The organism is Aquincola agrisoli (genome assembly GCF_036621135.1).
GTDB classification, from domain to species: Bacteria; Pseudomonadota; Gammaproteobacteria; order Burkholderiales; family Burkholderiaceae_C; genus Aquincola; species Aquincola agrisoli.
Genome location: NZ_JAZIBG010000044.1, coordinates 65,637 through 81,382 on the forward strand (window position 1 = coordinate 65,637; position 15,746 = coordinate 81,382).

Sequence of the window (15,746 nt, forward strand, 5' to 3'; positions counted from 1 at the left end):
GGGTTGAATCCGGTGCTGCGGTGCATTAAATTCACGTCCCTTCTCCCTATACGACGTGGAGCGCGCCATGACGACGCCTGCCGAAAGCCCCGTGCCGAGCATGACCACCCTTGACGAGATCGAAGCGCTGCGCCGCGACGGCTTGTACGATCCCGCCCACGAGCACGACGCCTGCGGCGTGGGGTTCGTGGCCCACATCCAGGGCCAGAAGGCGCACAGCATCGTCGAGCAGGGACTGAAGATCCTCGAAAACCTCGACCACCGCGGCGCGGTGGGGGCCGACAAGCTGATGGGCGACGGCGCCGGCATCCTGATCCAGATCCCCGACGAGTTCTACCGCGCCGAGATGGCCGCGCAGGGCGTCGAACTGCCCCCGCCCGGCGAGTACGGCGTCGGCATGATCTTCCTGCCGAAGGAGCACGCCTCCCGCCTCGCCTGCGAACAGGAGCTGGCACGCGCCGTGAAGGCCGAAGGCCAGGTGCTGCTCGGCTGGCGCGACGTGCCGGTCGACCGCGAAATGCCGATGTCGCCCGCCGTGCGCAAGACGGAGCCGGTGATCCGGCAGATCTTCATCGGCCGCGGTCCCGACGTCATCGTGCCCGACGCGCTGGAGCGCAAGCTCTACGTCATCCGCAAGACCGCGTCGAGCGCGATCCAGGCGCTGAAGCTCAAGCACAGCCGCGAGTACTACGTGCCCAGCATGAGCTGCCGCACGATCATCTACAAGGGTCTGCTGCTGGCCGACCAGGTGGGCAAGTACTACCTCGACCTGCAGGATCCGCGGCTGGTCTCGGCGCTGGCCCTCGTGCACCAGCGCTTCTCGACCAACACCTTCCCCGAATGGCCGCTGGCGCACCCGTACCGCATGGTGGCGCACAACGGCGAGATCAACACCGTCAAGGGCAACTTCAACTGGATGCGTGCCCGTGAGGGCGTGATGAAGTCGCCCGTGCTGGGCGACGACCTGCAGAAGCTCTACCCGATCAGCTTCGAGCACCAGTCCGACACCGCCACGTTCGACAACGCGATCGAGCTGCTGACGATGAGCGGCTACCCGCTCGCGCACGCGGCGATGATGATGATCCCGGAGGCCTGGGAGCAGCACACGCTGATGGACGAGCGCCGCCGTGCGTTCTACGAGTACCACGCCGCGATGCTGGAGCCGTGGGACGGCCCGGCCGCCGTGGTGTTCACCGACGGCAAGCAGATCGGCGCGACGCTCGACCGCAACGGCCTGCGGCCGGCGCGCTACATCGTCACCGACGACAACCTGGTCGTGATGGCCTCGGAGTCCGGCGTGCTGCCGATGATCACCGAGGACAAGATCGTCAAGAAGTGGCGCCTGCAGCCGGGCAAGATGTTCCTGATCGACTTCGAGCAGGGCCGCATCGTCGACGACGAGGAACTGAAGAACCAGTTCGCGTTCGCCAAGCCCTACCGGCAGTGGATCGAGAACGTCCGCATCCCGCTCGACGAGATCGAGGCGCCCGAAGGCGCCGGCCCGCTGGCGTCGAAGGAATCGCTGCTCGACCGCCAGCAGGCCTTCGGCTACACGCAGGAAGACATCAAGTTCCTGCTGAGCCCGATGGCGCAGGCCGGCGAGGAAGGCATCGGCTCGATGGGCAACGACTCGCCGCTGGCGGTGCTGTCCGATCGCAACAAGCCGCTGTACAACTACTTCCGGCAGATGTTCGCGCAGGTGACGAACCCGCCGATCGACCCGATCCGCGAAGCGATCGTGATGTCGCTGAACAGCTTCATCGGCCCGAAGCCCAACCTGCTCGACATCAACGCGGTGAACCCGCCGATGCGGCTCGAGGTGACGCAGCCGATCCTGGACTTCGCCGACATCGCCCGCCTGCGCGACATCGCGCAGCACACGAACGGCAAGTTCAAGAGCTACGAGCTGAACATCACCTACCCGGTCGGCTGGGGCAAGGAAGGCATCGAGGCGCAGCTCGCGTCGCTGTGCGCCGAAGCGGTCGATGCGATCAAGGGCGGCCACAACATCCTGATCATCACCGACCGCCACGTCGACCGCGACCATGTCGCGATCCCGGCGCTGCTGGCGCTGTCGGCGATCCACCACCACCTGGTGCGCGAAGGGCTGCGGACGACCGCAGGCCTGGTCGTCGAGACCGGCTCGGCACGCGAGGTGCACCACTTCGGCGTGCTGGCCGGCTACGGCGCCGAGGCCGTGCATCCGTACCTGGCGATGGAGACGCTGGCGGCCCTGCACAAGGAGCTGCCGGGCGAGCTGTCGCCCGAGAAGGCGATCTACAACTACGTGAAGGCCGTCGGCAAGGGCCTGTCGAAGATCATGTCCAAGATGGGCGTGTCGACGTACATGAGCTACTGCGGCGCCCAGCTGTTCGAGGCCATCGGCCTCGACAAGCCGATGGTCGACAAGTACTTCCGCGGCACCGCCTCGCAGGTGGGCGGCATCGGCGTGTTCGAGGTGGCCGAGGAAGCGCTGCGCATGCACTGCGTGGCCTTCGGCGACGACCCGGTGCTGGCCAGCATGCTGGACGCCGGCGGCGAGTACGCCTGGCGCACCCGGGGCGAAGAGCACATGTGGACGCCCGACGCGATCGCCAAGCTGCAGCACAGCACGCGTGCCAACAAGTTCGAGACGTACAAGGAATACGCGCAGCTCATCAACGACCAGAGCCGCCGCCACATGACGCTGCGCGGCCTGTTCGAGTTCAAGCTCGATCCTTCGAAGGCGGTGCCGCTGGACGAGGTGGAGCCGGCGTCCGAGATCGTCAAGCGCTTCGCCACCGGCGCGATGTCGCTGGGCTCGATCTCCACCGAGGCGCACGCCACGCTCGCGCTGGCGATGAACCGCATCGGCGGCAAGAGCAACACAGGGGAAGGCGGTGAAGACCCGGCGCGCTACCGCAACGAGATGAAGGGCATCCCCATCGTCGACGGCACCAAGGTGTCGGACGTGGTGGGCACCAAGGTCATCGAGGCCGACTACACGATGAAGGCCGGCGACAGCCTGCGCAGCCGCATCAAGCAGGTGGCGTCGGGCCGGTTCGGCGTGACGACCGAGTACCTGGTGTCGGCCGACCAGATCCAGATCAAGATGGCGCAAGGCGCCAAGCCAGGCGAAGGCGGCCAGCTGCCGGGCGGCAAGGTGACCGAGTACATCGGCCTGCAGCGCTACGCGGTGCCGGGCGTGGGCCTCATCAGCCCGCCGCCGCACCACGACATCTACTCGATCGAGGACCTGGCGCAGCTGATCCACGACCTGAAGAACACCAACCCGAAGTCGAGCGTCAGCGTGAAGCTGGTGTCCGAAGTGGGCGTGGGCACCATCGCCACCGGCGTCACCAAGTGCAAGGCCGATCACGTGGTGATCGCCGGCCACGACGGCGGCACGGGCGCTTCGCCGTGGTCGTCGATCAAGCACGCCGGCTCGCCGTGGGAGCTGGGCCTGGCCGACACGCAGCAGACGCTGGTGCTGAACCGCCTGCGCGGCCGGGTGCGCGTGCAGGCCGACGGCCAGATGAAGACCGGCCGCGACGTTGTGATCGGCGCGCTGCTGGGCGCCGACGAGTTCGGCTTCGCGACCGCGCCGCTGGTCGTCGAAGGCTGCATCATGATGCGCAAGTGCCACCTGAACACCTGCCCGGTGGGCGTGGCGACGCAGGATCCGGTGCTGCGCAAGAAGTTCGCCGGCAAGCCCGAGCACGTCGTCAACTACTTCTTCTTCGTCGCCGAAGAGGCGCGCCAGATCATGGCGCAGCTCGGCATCCGCAAGTTCGACGACCTGATCGGCCGGGCCGACCTGCTCGACATGAAGAAGGGCATCGAGCACTGGAAGGCGCGCGGCCTGGACTTCAGCCGCGTGTTCCACCAGCCTCAGGTGCCGGCCGACGTGGCGCGCTACCACGTCGAGTCGCAGGAGCACGGCCTGGAGAAGGCGCTCGACGTCAAGCTGATCGAGAAGTGCCAGCCCGCCATCCAGCGCGGCGAGAAGGTGCAGCTGCTGGAGACGGCGCGCAACCTGAACCGCAGCGTCGGCGCGATGTTGTCGGGCGAGCTGATCAAGCACCGTCCCGAAGGCCTGCCCGACCACACCATCTTCATCCAGATGGAAGGCACGGGCGGCCAGAGCTTCGGCGCGTTCCTGGCCACCGGCATCACGCTGTACCTGATCGGCGACGCCAACGACTACACCGGCAAGGGCCTGTCGGGCGGCCGGGTGGTGGTGCGCCCGAGCCTGGACTTCCGCGGCGACGCCGGCAAGAACATCATCGCGGGCAACACCGCGCTGTACGGCGCGACCAGCGGCGAGGCCTTCTTCCGCGGCGTGGCCGGCGAGCGCTTCGCGGTGCGCCTGTCAGGCGCGACGGCGGTCGTCGAGGGCACCGGCGACCATGGTTGCGAGTACATGACCGGCGGCACCGTCGTCGTGCTCGGCAAGACGGGGCGCAACTTTGCGGCCGGCATGAGCGGCGGCGTGGCCTACGTCTACGACGAGGACGGCCAGTTCGCCAAGCGCTGCAACACCTCGATGGTGTCGCTGGAGCGCGTGGCGCCTGCGGGCGAGCAGGCGGGCGCCGACAAGCCCGCCGGCTGGCACCGGGGGACGGCCGACGAAGTGCTGCTGAAGAAGCTGATCGAGGAGCACCATCGCTGGACGGGCTCGCTGCGCGCTCGCGAGCTGCTCGACCACTGGGCCGAAGCCCGTGGCAAGTTCATCAAGGTGTTCCCGAACGAGTACAAGCGCGCGCTGTCCGAGATGGCCAGCCGCGTGGTGCTCGAAGCCACGGAAACGGGCGCGGCCCAGGAGGCCGCCGTCGCGACGGCCAAGGCCAAGACCGCCAAGGGCGGCAAGACCGTCCCGGCCAAGTGAACTGAGTAGAAAGAGCAATCGCCATGGGCAAAGTCACAGGCTTTCTGGAATACGGTCGGCTGGAAGAGGGCTACGCGCCGGTTGAGGCGCGGGTCAAGCACTACAAGGAGTTCGTGATCGGCCTCAGTGCCGACCAGGCCAAGGTGCAGGGCGCACGTTGCATGGACTGCGGCACGCCGTTCTGCAACAGCGGCTGCCCCGTCAACAACATCATTCCGGACTTCAACGACCTCGTGTACCGCGGCGACTGGCGCAACGCCATCACCGTGCTGCACTCGACCAACAACTTCCCGGAGTTCACCGGCCGCATCTGCCCGGCGCCCTGCGAGGCGGCATGCGTGCTGAACGTCAATGACGACGCGGTCGGCATCAAGTCGATCGAGCACGCGATCATCGACCGCGCGTGGGAGGAGGGCTGGGTCGAGCCCCAGCCGCCGAAGGCCCTGACCGGCAAGAAGGTCGCGGTCGTCGGTTCCGGCCCGGCCGGCATGGCGGCGGCGCAGCAGCTCGTGCGGGCGGGCCACGACGTGACCCTCTTCGAGAAGAACGATCGTGTCGGCGGCCTGCTGCGTTACGGCATCCCGGACTTCAAGATGGAGAAGTCGCACATCGACCGCCGCGTGGAGCAGATGAAGGCCGAGGGCCTGAAGGTGCGCACCGGCGTGCTGGTGGCGGGCGACAAGGGCCTGGGCGACGGCTCCAAAGTCACCAACTGGGCCAAGGACACCGTCTCGCCCGAGCAGCTGAAGGCGGAGTTCGACGCCATCGTGCTGACCGGCGGCGCCGAGCAGTCGCGCGACCTGCCGGTGCCGGGCCGCGACCTGGACGGCATCCACTTCGCGATGGAGTTCCTGCCGCAGCAGAACAAGGTCAACGCGGGCGACAAGCTGAAGGGCCAGCTGCGCGCCGACGGCAAGCACGTCATCGTGATCGGCGGCGGCGACACCGGCAGCGACTGCGTGGGAACCAGCAACCGCCACGGCGCCGCCAGCGTCACCCAGTTCGAGCTGCTGCCCCAGCCGCCCGAGCAGGAGGACCGTCCGCTGACCTGGCCCTATTGGCCCATCAAGCTGCGCACCAGCTCCAGCCACGAGGAAGGCTGCACGCGCGAGTTCGCGATCGCCACGAAGGAATTCATCGGCGAGAAGGGCAGGGTCACCGGGCTGAAGACGGTGCGCCTGGAATGGCAGGGCGGCAAGATGACCGAGGTGCCCGGCAGCGAGCAGACGCTCAAGGCCGACCTTGTGCTGCTGGCGATGGGCTTCGTGAGCCCGGTGGCGACGGTGCTGGACGCCTTCGGCGTCGACAAGGACAACCGCGGCAACGCACGGGCGTCCACCGACGCGTCGGGCGGCTACAAGACCAACGTCGACAAGGTGTTCGCCGCCGGCGACATCCGCCGCGGGCAGTCGCTCGTGGTGTGGGCGATCCGTGAAGGCCGGCAGGCCGCCCGGGCGGTCGACGAGTACCTGATGGGCAGCAGCAGCCTGCCGCGCTGACGCCGGCTACCGGAACGCTTCACCTTGCGAAGCGTTCCGGCAATTGCGGGAATCCCGTGCATGAGAGAATCATTTCTCCCGCTTCTCCAGCACAACAACAAAGCGCCGCTGCGCCCGCAGGCGCAGCCCGCCCGATGCCCGACGCATTCATCGAGATCGATCATGTGACGTTCGGATACGACCCGAGCCGCAAGATCCTCAGCGACATCAGCCTGAGGTTCGAGCGCGGACGGGTCACGGCCATCCTCGGCGGCTCGGGCTGCGGCAAGACCACGCTGCTGCGGCTCATCGGGGGCCTGGTCGGCGCCACCTCGGGCCGTGTAGTGTTCGATGGCGAGGTGGTCAACGCACGCGACAAGAACCAGCTGCTGCGCCTGCGCCGGCGCGTGGGCATGCTGTTCCAGTTCGGTGCCTTGTTCACCGACCTCAGCGTGTTCGACAACGTCGCCTTCCCGCTGCGTGAGCACACCGAACTCTCCGAGCCGCTGATCCGCGACATCGTGCTGATGAAGCTCCACGCGGTCGGCCTGCGCGGCGCGGCGCGGCTGAAGATCTCCGAGGTCTCCGGCGGCATGGCCCGGCGCATCGCGCTGGCGCGGTCGATCGCGCTCGATCCCGAACTGATCATGTACGACGAACCCTTCGCCGGCCTCGACCTCGTGTCCATGGGCGTGACCGCCAACCTGATCCGCAAGCTCAACGACGCCACCGGCGCGACGTCGCTGCTGGTCTCGCACGACGTCGCCAAGTGCATGGAGATCAGCGACCACGTCGTGCTGCTGGCCAACGGCGGGCGCATCGTGGCCCAGGGCACGCCCGACGAGCTGATGAGCTCCCGCGACGCCGAGGTCCGCCAGTTCGTGCGCGGCGAGCCGGACGGCCCGGTCAAGTTCCACTATCCGGCGCGTCCGCTGGCCGAGGAGTTCGGCGCGTGATCGACGCTGTGGCCTGGCTGGGCGCGCAGACGCTGCGCCAGTTGCGCGCCCTCGGGCACGCGACCTTCTTCTTCCTCGACCTGCTGATTTTCACGCCCGCGGCGCTGCGCCGCTTCGGGCTGGTGGTCAGGCAGATCCACGCGATCGGGCACCGCTCGCTGGTGATCATCCTGGCCTCGGGCATGGCGGTCGGCTTCGTGCTGGCGCTGCAGATGTACTACGCGCTGACGACCTACGGCGCCACCGAATCGCTCGGGCTGATCGTCAACCTGTCGCTGGTGCGGGAACTGGGGCCGGTGGTGTCGGCGCTGCTGTTCGCCGGCCGCGCCGGCACCTCGTTGACGGCCGAGATCGGGCTGATGAAGGCCGGCGAACAGCTGTCCGCGATGGAGATGATGGCGGTGGACCCGCGCAGCCGGGTGCTGGCGCCGCGCTTCGTCGGCGGCGTGATCTCGATGCCCCTGCTTGCTGCGCTGTTCTCCGCGATCGGCATCCTCGGGGCCTACGTGGTCGGCGTGATGCTGATCGGCCTGGATGCCGGCAACTTCTGGGGCCTGATGCAGGCCAGCGTGGACGTCTGGCGCGACGTCGGCAACGGCATCGTCAAGAGCTTCGCGTTCGGCATCATCTGCACCGCCGTCGCGCTCTACCAGGGTTATGAAACCCAGGCCACGCCCGAGGGCGTGGCGTTCGCCACCACCCGCACGGTGGTGATCTCGTCGCTGGCCGTGCTCGGCACCGACTTCATGCTCACCGCGATGATGTTCTCCACCCCATGAACAAGAAACGCATCGAAATCCTCGTCGGCCTGTTCGTCGTGCTGGGCCTGCTCGGCATGCTCTTCCTGGCGCTCAAGGCCGCCAACCTGGCCAGCTTCGGCCGCAACCAGACCTACACCGTCACGGCCGCGTTCGACAACATCGGCGGCCTCAAGCCGCGGGCGGCGGTGCGCAGCGCAGGCGTGGTGGTGGGCCGCGTCACCAGCATCAAGCTCGACCCCAAGACCTACAAGGGCCTGGTGACGATGGAGCTCTCCGAAGGCGTGCACTTCCCGGAAGACTCCTCGGCCAAGATCCTCACCTCCGGCCTGCTGGGCGACCAGTACGTCGGCATCGAGCCCGGCGGCACGCTGGCCAGCCTCGCGGCGGGCAGCATGATCAAGGAAACGCAATCCGCGGTGGTCCTGGAAGACCTCATCAGCCAGATGCTGTTCAGCCGGGCGGCCGACGCGGGTACCGCCCCCCCCAGCCTCGACGGGAGCCTGAAGTGAACCGATCCCCCTCCACCCTGGCCGCGCTCGCGACGGCAGCCGTGCTGTGCACCGCGTGGCTGCCCGTCGGCGCGCAGACGGCGCCTCTGCCCCTGGCACAGCCGGCGTCGGCACCCGACACCAGCGCGGACGATGCGGCGGTCGTCGTCAATGATCCTTTTGAGGGCTTCAACCGCAGCGTGTTCTCGTTCAACGAGGCGGTCGACGCCGCGGTGCTCAAGCCGGTTGCCACCGGCTACCGCAACGCCGTGCCCGAGATCGTGCGCGGCTGGGTCAGCAACTTCTTCGGCAACATCGGCGACGTCTGGTCGCTGGTCAACCTGGCGCTGCAGGGCAAGCCGCGGCAGGCCTACGACATGACTGTGCGGGTCACGACCAACACGGTGCTCGGCTTGGGCGGCATCCTGGACATCGCCACGGAAGCCGGCCTTGAACGCCATTCCGAGGATTTCGGGCAGACGCTGGGCTGGTGGGGCGTGCCCTCCGGCCCCTTCCTGGTGCTGCCGCTGCTCGGCCCGTCGCAGATCCGCGAGACCGCCGCGCTGCCGCTCGACATGGGCTGGGACTCGTCGTTCGTGCAGCACGACCCGACGCGCTATTCGTTGCTGGTGCTGGAGGTCATCGACACCCGCGCGAGCCTGCTGACCGCCACCGGCCTGCTCGACACCGTGGCGCTCGACAAGTACAGCTTCGTGCGCGATGCCTACGTGCAGCGCCGCCAGAGCCTGGTCTACGACGGCAATCCGCCCGAGTCCGGCGCGCAGCCTCGCTGATCCGCCGCCGACGGTGGTCTCCGATACCACTGTCGTACGTTGAAACAACCGGCGGGCGCCGGGGCAGAACTCGCCCGCCGCCGCCGGGTCTGATGCAGTTGGAATCCTGCCTGTGCAGGAAGAGAAAGGTTCGCTCATGTTCAAGCCCTTCGTTGCTGCCATCGTCACCAGCGTGGCGCTGGGGTCCGCCTTCGCCCAGGAGGCGCCGGACGCTTTCGTCAAGACGCTGTCCAACGACGTCGTCGATGCGGTGAAGGCCGACAAGGCCATCCAGGCCGGCGACATCGGCAAGATCAACGCACTCGTCGACACGAAGGTGATGCCCCACGTCAACTTCGAGCGCATGACCTCCCGCGCGGTCGGCGAGCAACGTTGGCAGGGCGCCAGCGCCGACCAGAAGACGAAGCTGCAGGCCGAGTTCAAGACGCTGCTGGTGCGCAGCTACGCTGGCGCGCTGCGCGAGGTGAAGCCCGCGACGACGGTCGCGCTCAAGCCCTTCCGCGGCAGCGCGACCGACAAGGAAGTCGAGGTGCAGACCGAGGTGCGCGGTGCCGGCCAACCGGTGGCGCTCAACTACCGCCTCGAGAACGCGGCCGGCGGCTGGAAGATCTATGACGTCAACGTCGGCGGCTTCTGGCTGGTCAGCAACTACACGAAGCAGTTCTCGCCGATCCTGCAGTCGGGCGGCGTGGACGGGCTGCTGGCCAAGCTGGCCGAGCTGAACAAGTCTGGCGTCAAGAGCTGAGGCGGGCGCGACATGCTGGCCCTGCCGCCCCGCCTGACTTTCGCCGATGCCTGCAGCGTGCTGGGCAGCCTGGGCGCCGCGAGCGCCGAGGCGCCCACGGCCCCTCTGGTGATCGACGGCTCGGCGCTGAAGACCTTCGATTCTTCGGCGATCGCGGTGCTGCTCGAGTGCCGGCGGGCGGCGCTGGCGGCGGGTCGGCCCTTCAGCGTGGTGAACCTGCCGGCTTCGCTGGCCGAGCTGGCCGGCCTCTACGGCGTGGCCGAACTGCTCGGCGTGGAAGCCGCTCAGGCGCCCGGCGTCGCGTAGCGCTTCGCGCGCAGGTTGCGCTTGATCTCCTGCAGCATCGGCCGCAGCTCCGGCCCCAGCCGCAGCGCGACGGCGGTGGTCAAGATGTCGATGATCACCAGGTGCAGCAGCCGCGAGACCATCGGGCTGTAGCGGTCGTGGTCCTCGGGGTGGTCTGCCGCCAGCAGGATCTGCTGGCTCGCGGTGGTCTGCTGCGCCAGCGGCGAATCGCTGGCCGTCACGACGATCGACGTCGCACCCTTGCGGCGCGCGATGTCGGCGACGTCGAGCAGGTCGCGGCTGCGGCCAGAGTTCGAGATGATCACCGCGCAGTCGCCCGGCTGCAGCATCGTCGCGCTCATCACCTGCACGTGGCCGTCGCTCACGGCCGTGGCGTACACGCCCAGGCGGAAGAACTTGTGCTGCGCGTCCTGCGCGACGATGCCCGAGTTGCCGACGCCGTAGAACTCGATGCGCTTGCCTTCGCGCCCGGCCTGCGCCAATGCCGCGATCGCGCGCTCGAAGGCGTGGCTTGCGGCATCGTTGCGGTACTTCAGGAAGGCGCTGACGGCGTTGTCGATCACCTTCACGACGATGTCGCCGGCCTTGTCGTCCTCGTCCACCGCGCGGTGCACGAAGGGCACGCCTTCGTTGACGGTGCCGGCGAGCTTGAGCTTGAAGTCGGCCAGGCCGTCGTAGCCGACACTGCGGCAGAACCGGACCACGGTCGGCTTGCTGACATGCGCACGCTCGGCCAGTTCGGTCACGGGCAGGCTGGAGAAGCTGCGCGGGTCCGACAGCACGAGCCGCGCGACGCGCTGTTCTGCAGGTGGCAGCGCCGGGATCGATGCACGGATGCGGTCTAGCACGGCAGGCCCCCGCCGGCCGCACGGGCCGCAGCGCCGGGCCGCTCCCAAGCGCGGCCCGGTCCCCTCGGGGGACCGACCAACGTAGCCGTTGGGCGAGGGGTGGTCATTACTGTGGCCGCAGCGCCGGGCCGCTCCCAAGCGCGGCCCGGTCCCCTCGGGGGACCGACCAACGTAGCCGTTGGGCGAGGGGTGGTCATTACTGTGGCCGCAGCGCCGGGCCGCTCCCAAGCGCGGCCCGGTCCCCTCGGGGGACCGACCAACGTAGCCGTTGGGCGAGGGGTGGTCATCACTGTTCTTCGGCCCAGGCGAAGCCGTCGCGCGCCACCAGCGCACTGGACGCCGGCGGTCCCCAACTGCCCGGCGCATACAGGCGCGGGGCGGCATCGTCGTTGGCCCAGGCGTCCAGCACGGGCTCCACCCAGCGCCACGCCTGCTCCTGCTCGTCGCTGCGCACGAAGAGGTTGAGCTTGCCCGCGATCGCATCGAGCAGCAGGCGTTCGTATGCGCCGACGCGTTCGCTCGAGAACGCCTTGTCGAAGTCGAGGTCGAGGAAGACCGGCGACAGGGCCTCGGTCTGGCCCGTGCCCTTGGCGGCCATCAGGTGCAGCTCCAGCCCGTCCTCCGGCTGCAGCTTGATGACGAGCTTGTTGGCGACGTTGGCTCCCGGGAAGATCGGGTGCGGCACCGGCCGGAAGTTGACGACGATCTGCGCGTCGCGCGCGGCCAGCCGCTTGCCGGTGCGCAGGTAGAAGGGCACGCCGGCCCAGCGCCAGTTCTGCACCTCGGTGCGCAGCGCGACGAAGGTCTCCGTGCGGCTGCCCGGCGGCACCTTGTCTTCCTCGAGGTAGCCCGGCACGGTCTTGCCGTCGACCGTGCCGCTGCGGTACTGGCCGCGCACCACGTCGCGCACGACGCTGTCGGGCGTGAACGGCTTCAGCGAGCGCAGCACCTTGAGCTTCTCGTCGCGGATCGCGTCGGCGTCGTTGCTCGCGGGCGGCTCCATCGCGACCATCGTCAGCAGCTGCAGCGCATGGTTCTGCACCATGTCGCGCAGCGCGCCGGTCTGGTTGTAGAACTCGCCGCGCGTGCCCACGCCGATGCCCTCGGCCAGCGTGATCTGGATGTTGGCGATGCTCTCGCGCCGCCACAGCGGCTCGAACAGTGCATTACCGAAGCGCAGCGCCGACAGGTTCTGCACCGAAGGCTTGCCCAGGTAGTGGTCGATGCGCAGCGCCTGCTGCTCGGTGAACGATGCGGCGACCACGCGGTTGATCTCCTGTGCGCTGGCCAGGTCGTGGCCCAGCGGCTTCTCGAGCACCACGCGCACCTTCGGGCCGTTGAGCTGGGCGGCTCCGAGCTGCGCGCAGATCTGCGTGAAGAGGTGTGGGCTGGTGGCGAGGAACAGCACCACCGTGTCGGCCGGCGTGCTGCGGCCTTCCTCGGCCCGGGGCTCCTCGATCCAGCGCTTCAGGCCGGCGTAGTGCTCGGGTTGGGAGAGGTCCATGCGCCGGTAGTGCAGCAGCTGCGCGAAGCGGTCGAACTCGCCGTCGGTCGGGCGCTTCGCGCTGTCGACCTCGTTGAAGCGCTCGCGGATGAACTCGCGGTAGGCCTCGTCGCTGCGTTCGTCCCGCGCCACGGCCAGGATGCGGCCACCCGGGGGCAGCTTGCCGTGCCGGAAGGCCTGGAACAGCGCGGGCATCAGCTTGCGCCAGGTGAGGTCGCCGGTGCCGCCGAAGAGCACGAGATCGAAAGACATGACTCGCAGCCTGTAATTATGTTACGGCCGGAATGATGGCGCGGTTTCTTCCATCGGTCAATGCGGACGGCCTGCGCCGTGTGGCGCCCTGGCACGTAACACGCTTGGAACCGGTTGCCGGGCCGCTCGGGTTTTAATCCGGGATGGCGTCCGTCATGCGCCCCCCGGAGCGAACCACCATGAACCAGCTCGACCAACTCAAGCAGTACACGACCGTCGTCGCCGACACCGGCAACTTCAAGCAGCTGGCGCAATTCGCGCCCCGCGACGCGACGACCAACCCCTCGCTGATCCTCAAGGCGGTGCAGCAGGCGGACTACGCGCCGCTGCTGGCCGACACGGTGGCCGCGCACCGGCGCGAGCCGCTGGCGTCGGTCGTCGACCAGGTGCTGGTGCGCTTCGGCCTCGAGATCCTGAAGGTCGTGCCGGGCCGCGTGAGCACCGAGGTCGATGCACGATTGAGCTTCGATACCGCGGCCACCATCGCGCGCGGCCGCCGGCTGATCGAGCTGTACGAGCGCGCCGGCATCGGCCGCGAGCGCGTGCTGATCAAGGTCGCCTCGACGTGGGAAGGCATCCAGGCCGCCAAGGCGCTGGAGCACGACGGCATCCATTGCAACCTGACGCTGCTGTTCGCGTTCTGCCAGGCCGTGGCCTGCGGCGAGGCGGGCATCACGCTGATCTCGCCGTTTGTCGGCCGCATCTACGACTGGTACAAGAAGCAGGCCGGCGCCGCATGGGACGAGGGGGCGAACGCCGGCCCGGCCGATCCGGGCGTCAAGTCGGTGGCGCAGATCTACACGTACTACAAGCACTTCGGCATCGAGACCGAGGTGATGGGCGCGAGCTTCCGCAACGCCGGCCAGATCCTGGCGCTCGCGGGCTGCGACCTGCTCACCATCAGCCCCGACCTGCTCGCCCAGCTGCAGGGGGCCGAAGCGCCGGTGACGCGGCGCCTCGATCCCGCGCAGGCCCGGGCCGCCGACATCCATGCCGTCACCTACAACGAGGCGGAGTTCCGCTATGCGCTGAACGAGGACGCCATGGCGACCGAGAAGCTGGCCGAAGGCATCCGGGCGTTCGCCGCCGATGCGGCCAAGCTCGACAAGATGATCGAGGCCTTGCAATCATGAGCGCCGCGCATCGCTGCGACCGCGCCGTCGCCTGGACGGCGCTGCAGGGCCACTACCAGGCCCACGGCAAGGCGCTCGACCTGCGCGAGGCCTTCGCGCGCGACGCGGGGCGCTTCGAGGCCTTCGCCGTCGAGGCGCCGCACGTGTTCGCCGACCTGTCCAAGAACCGGTGGGACCTGGCAACGAAGAAGCTGCTGCTCGACCTGGCCCGCGAATGCGGCCTGGAAGCCCGGCGCGATGCGATGCTCGCCGGGGAGCCCATCAACACGACCGAGGGCCGCGCCGTGCTGCACACCGCGCTGCGGGCTCCGGCCGGCCAGGCACCGTTCAGCGCGGAAGTGCACGAGGTGCTGAACCGCATGCTGGCCTATGTGGAGACGGTGCGCGATACCGCCGCCAGCGGCATCCGCCACGTGGTGAACATCGGCATCGGCGGCAGCGACCTCGGCCCGCAGATGGTGGTGCCGGCGCTCGATGCGTTCGTGCACCCGGCCATCACGATGCATTTCGTCAGCAATGTCGACGGCCATGACATCGCGCCGGTGCTGCGCGGGCTGAAGCCGGCCGAGACGCTGTTCATCGTCGCGTCGAAGACCTTCACGACGCAGGAGACGATGGCCAACGCGCAGGTCGCGCGCGACTGGTTCGTGGCCAACGGCGGCACCGACGTCGGCCGGCATTTCGTCGCGACGACCACGAACATCGAGGCGGCCGCCCGGTTCGGCATCACCACCACGTTCGGCTTCTGGGACTGGGTGGGCGGCCGCTACTCGCTGTGGAGCGCGATCGGCCTGCCCATCGCCATCGCCATCGGCTCCGAGCACTTCCGCGCGCTGCTGGCGGGCGCGCATGCGATGGACCGCCACTTCGCCACCGCGCCGCTCGAGGCCAACCTGCCGGCGCTGCTGGGGCTGCTCGACGTCTGGTACCGCAACTTCCACGGCTTCGGCAGCCGCAGCGTCGCGCCGTACCACCAGGGACTCAAGCGCCTGCCGGCCTACCTGCAGCAGCTGGAGATGGAGAGCAACGGCAAGCAGGTCGACCTGGACGGCGAACCGCTGCCGTACGGCACCAGCCCGGTGGTGTGGGGCGAGCCCGGCACCAACGGCCAGCATGCCTACTTCCAGATGCTGCACCAGGGCACCGACGTGATCCCGGTCGAGTTCATCGCCGTGAAGACGCCCACGCACCCGCACGCCGACCTGCAGCGCAAGCTGCTGGCCAACTGCCTGGCCCAGAGCCAGGCGCTGATGCAGGGCAAGGCCACCGACGCAGCACTGGGCGAGAAGGCGCCGACCGCATCGGCTTCGCTCGATCCGCAGACCGTGGCGCGCCACCGCACCTTCCCCGGCAACCGGCCGAGCACCACCTTGCTGCTGGAGCGGCTGACGCCCGAGTCGCTGGGGGCGCTGATCGCGCTCTACGAGCACCGCGTGTTCACCAGCGGCGTGGTCTGGGGAATCAACAGCTTCGACCAGTGGGGCGTGGAGCTGGGCAAGGCCTTGTGCAACGACCTGCTGCCGCGCCTGGCCAGCGGCGACACGGCGGGGCTGGATGCTTCCACCGCCGGCCTGCTGAAGCGGCTGACTTCCGCATGACCCGAATGGACCTGTC

The 15,746-nt window shown here is 68.6% G+C and carries 12 protein-coding genes; 10 read left to right on the plus strand and 2 right to left on the minus strand.

The genetic code is table 11. From position 1 onward, the window contains the following. The first annotated feature begins 100 nt into the window (after positions 1 to 100). The 8 genes from V4F39_RS21150 to V4F39_RS21185 all read left to right on the plus strand — a co-directional run bounded on the left by V4F39_RS21150 (position 101) and on the right by V4F39_RS21185 (position 10,395). On the plus strand, positions 101 to 4,867 hold the full coding sequence (locus tag V4F39_RS21150) for a glutamate synthase-related protein (RefSeq protein ID WP_332292072.1): 4,767 nt from the start codon (positions 101 to 103) through the stop codon (positions 4,865 to 4,867). Positions 4,868 to 4,890: 23 nt separating this feature from the next. Beyond that, on the plus strand, positions 4,891 to 6,366 hold the full coding sequence (locus V4F39_RS21155; protein WP_332291931.1) for a glutamate synthase subunit beta: 1,476 nt from the start codon (positions 4,891 to 4,893) through the stop codon (positions 6,364 to 6,366). Between the two features lie 134 nt (positions 6,367 to 6,500). Continuing rightward, positions 6,501 to 7,301 carry an ABC transporter ATP-binding protein gene (locus V4F39_RS21160; RefSeq protein ID WP_332291933.1) on the plus strand — a complete coding sequence of 267 codons (801 nt, stop codon included), beginning with the start codon at positions 6,501 to 6,503 and terminating at the stop codon, positions 7,299 to 7,301. Then, on the plus strand, positions 7,298 to 8,080 hold the full coding sequence (gene mlaE / locus V4F39_RS21165) for a lipid asymmetry maintenance ABC transporter permease subunit MlaE (RefSeq protein ID WP_332291934.1): 783 nt from the start codon (positions 7,298 to 7,300) through the stop codon (positions 8,078 to 8,080). The genes V4F39_RS21160 and mlaE overlap by 4 nt, the downstream gene beginning before the upstream one ends. Continuing rightward, positions 8,077 to 8,571 carry an outer membrane lipid asymmetry maintenance protein MlaD gene (gene mlaD, locus V4F39_RS21170; RefSeq protein ID WP_332291935.1) on the plus strand — a complete coding sequence of 165 codons (495 nt, stop codon included), beginning with the start codon at positions 8,077 to 8,079 and terminating at the stop codon, positions 8,569 to 8,571. Before mlaE ends, mlaD begins: the two co-directional genes overlap by 4 nt. Continuing rightward, positions 8,568 to 9,344 (plus strand): MlaA family lipoprotein, encoded by a 777-nt coding sequence (locus V4F39_RS21175; RefSeq protein WP_378235106.1) that lies wholly within the window; start codon positions 8,568 to 8,570, stop codon positions 9,342 to 9,344. The genes mlaD and V4F39_RS21175 overlap by 4 nt, the downstream gene beginning before the upstream one ends. Before the next feature lie 136 nt (positions 9,345 to 9,480). After that, positions 9,481 to 10,089: an MlaC/ttg2D family ABC transporter substrate-binding protein gene (locus tag V4F39_RS21180; RefSeq protein WP_332291937.1), complete on the plus strand. Its 609-nt coding sequence runs from the start codon at positions 9,481 to 9,483 to the stop codon at positions 10,087 to 10,089. Positions 10,090 to 10,101: 12 nt separating this feature from the next. Then, positions 10,102 to 10,395: an STAS domain-containing protein gene (locus V4F39_RS21185; protein ID WP_332291939.1), complete on the plus strand. Its 294-nt coding sequence runs from the start codon at positions 10,102 to 10,104 to the stop codon at positions 10,393 to 10,395. Here V4F39_RS21185 and V4F39_RS21190 read toward each other — a convergent pair. Both V4F39_RS21190 and zwf read right to left on the minus strand, forming a co-directional pair. Further along, positions 10,374 to 11,243, minus strand: coding sequence for a MurR/RpiR family transcriptional regulator (locus V4F39_RS21190; protein ID WP_332291940.1), 870 nt, complete (start codon positions 11,241 to 11,243; stop codon positions 10,374 to 10,376). The two genes, V4F39_RS21185 and V4F39_RS21190, sit on opposite strands and share 22 nt — an antisense overlap. Positions 11,244 to 11,529: 286 nt before the next feature. Beyond that, positions 11,530 to 12,999 (minus strand): glucose-6-phosphate dehydrogenase, encoded by a 1,470-nt coding sequence (gene zwf / locus V4F39_RS21195; RefSeq protein ID WP_332291942.1) that lies wholly within the window; start codon positions 12,997 to 12,999, stop codon positions 11,530 to 11,532. A 179-nt stretch (positions 13,000 to 13,178) separates the two neighbouring features. On the opposite strand from zwf, the gene tal reads away from it, so the two are divergent. Both tal and pgi read left to right on the plus strand, forming a co-directional pair. Next, positions 13,179 to 14,132 carry a transaldolase gene (tal, locus tag V4F39_RS21200; RefSeq protein ID WP_332291944.1) on the plus strand — a complete coding sequence of 318 codons (954 nt, stop codon included), beginning with the start codon at positions 13,179 to 13,181 and terminating at the stop codon, positions 14,130 to 14,132. Continuing rightward, a complete protein-coding gene (gene pgi, locus V4F39_RS21205; protein ID WP_332291945.1) occupies positions 14,129 to 15,730 on the plus strand; it encodes a glucose-6-phosphate isomerase in 1,602 nt (533 codons plus the stop codon). Before tal ends, pgi begins: the two co-directional genes overlap by 4 nt. Positions 15,731 to 15,746: the final 16 nt, after the last annotated feature.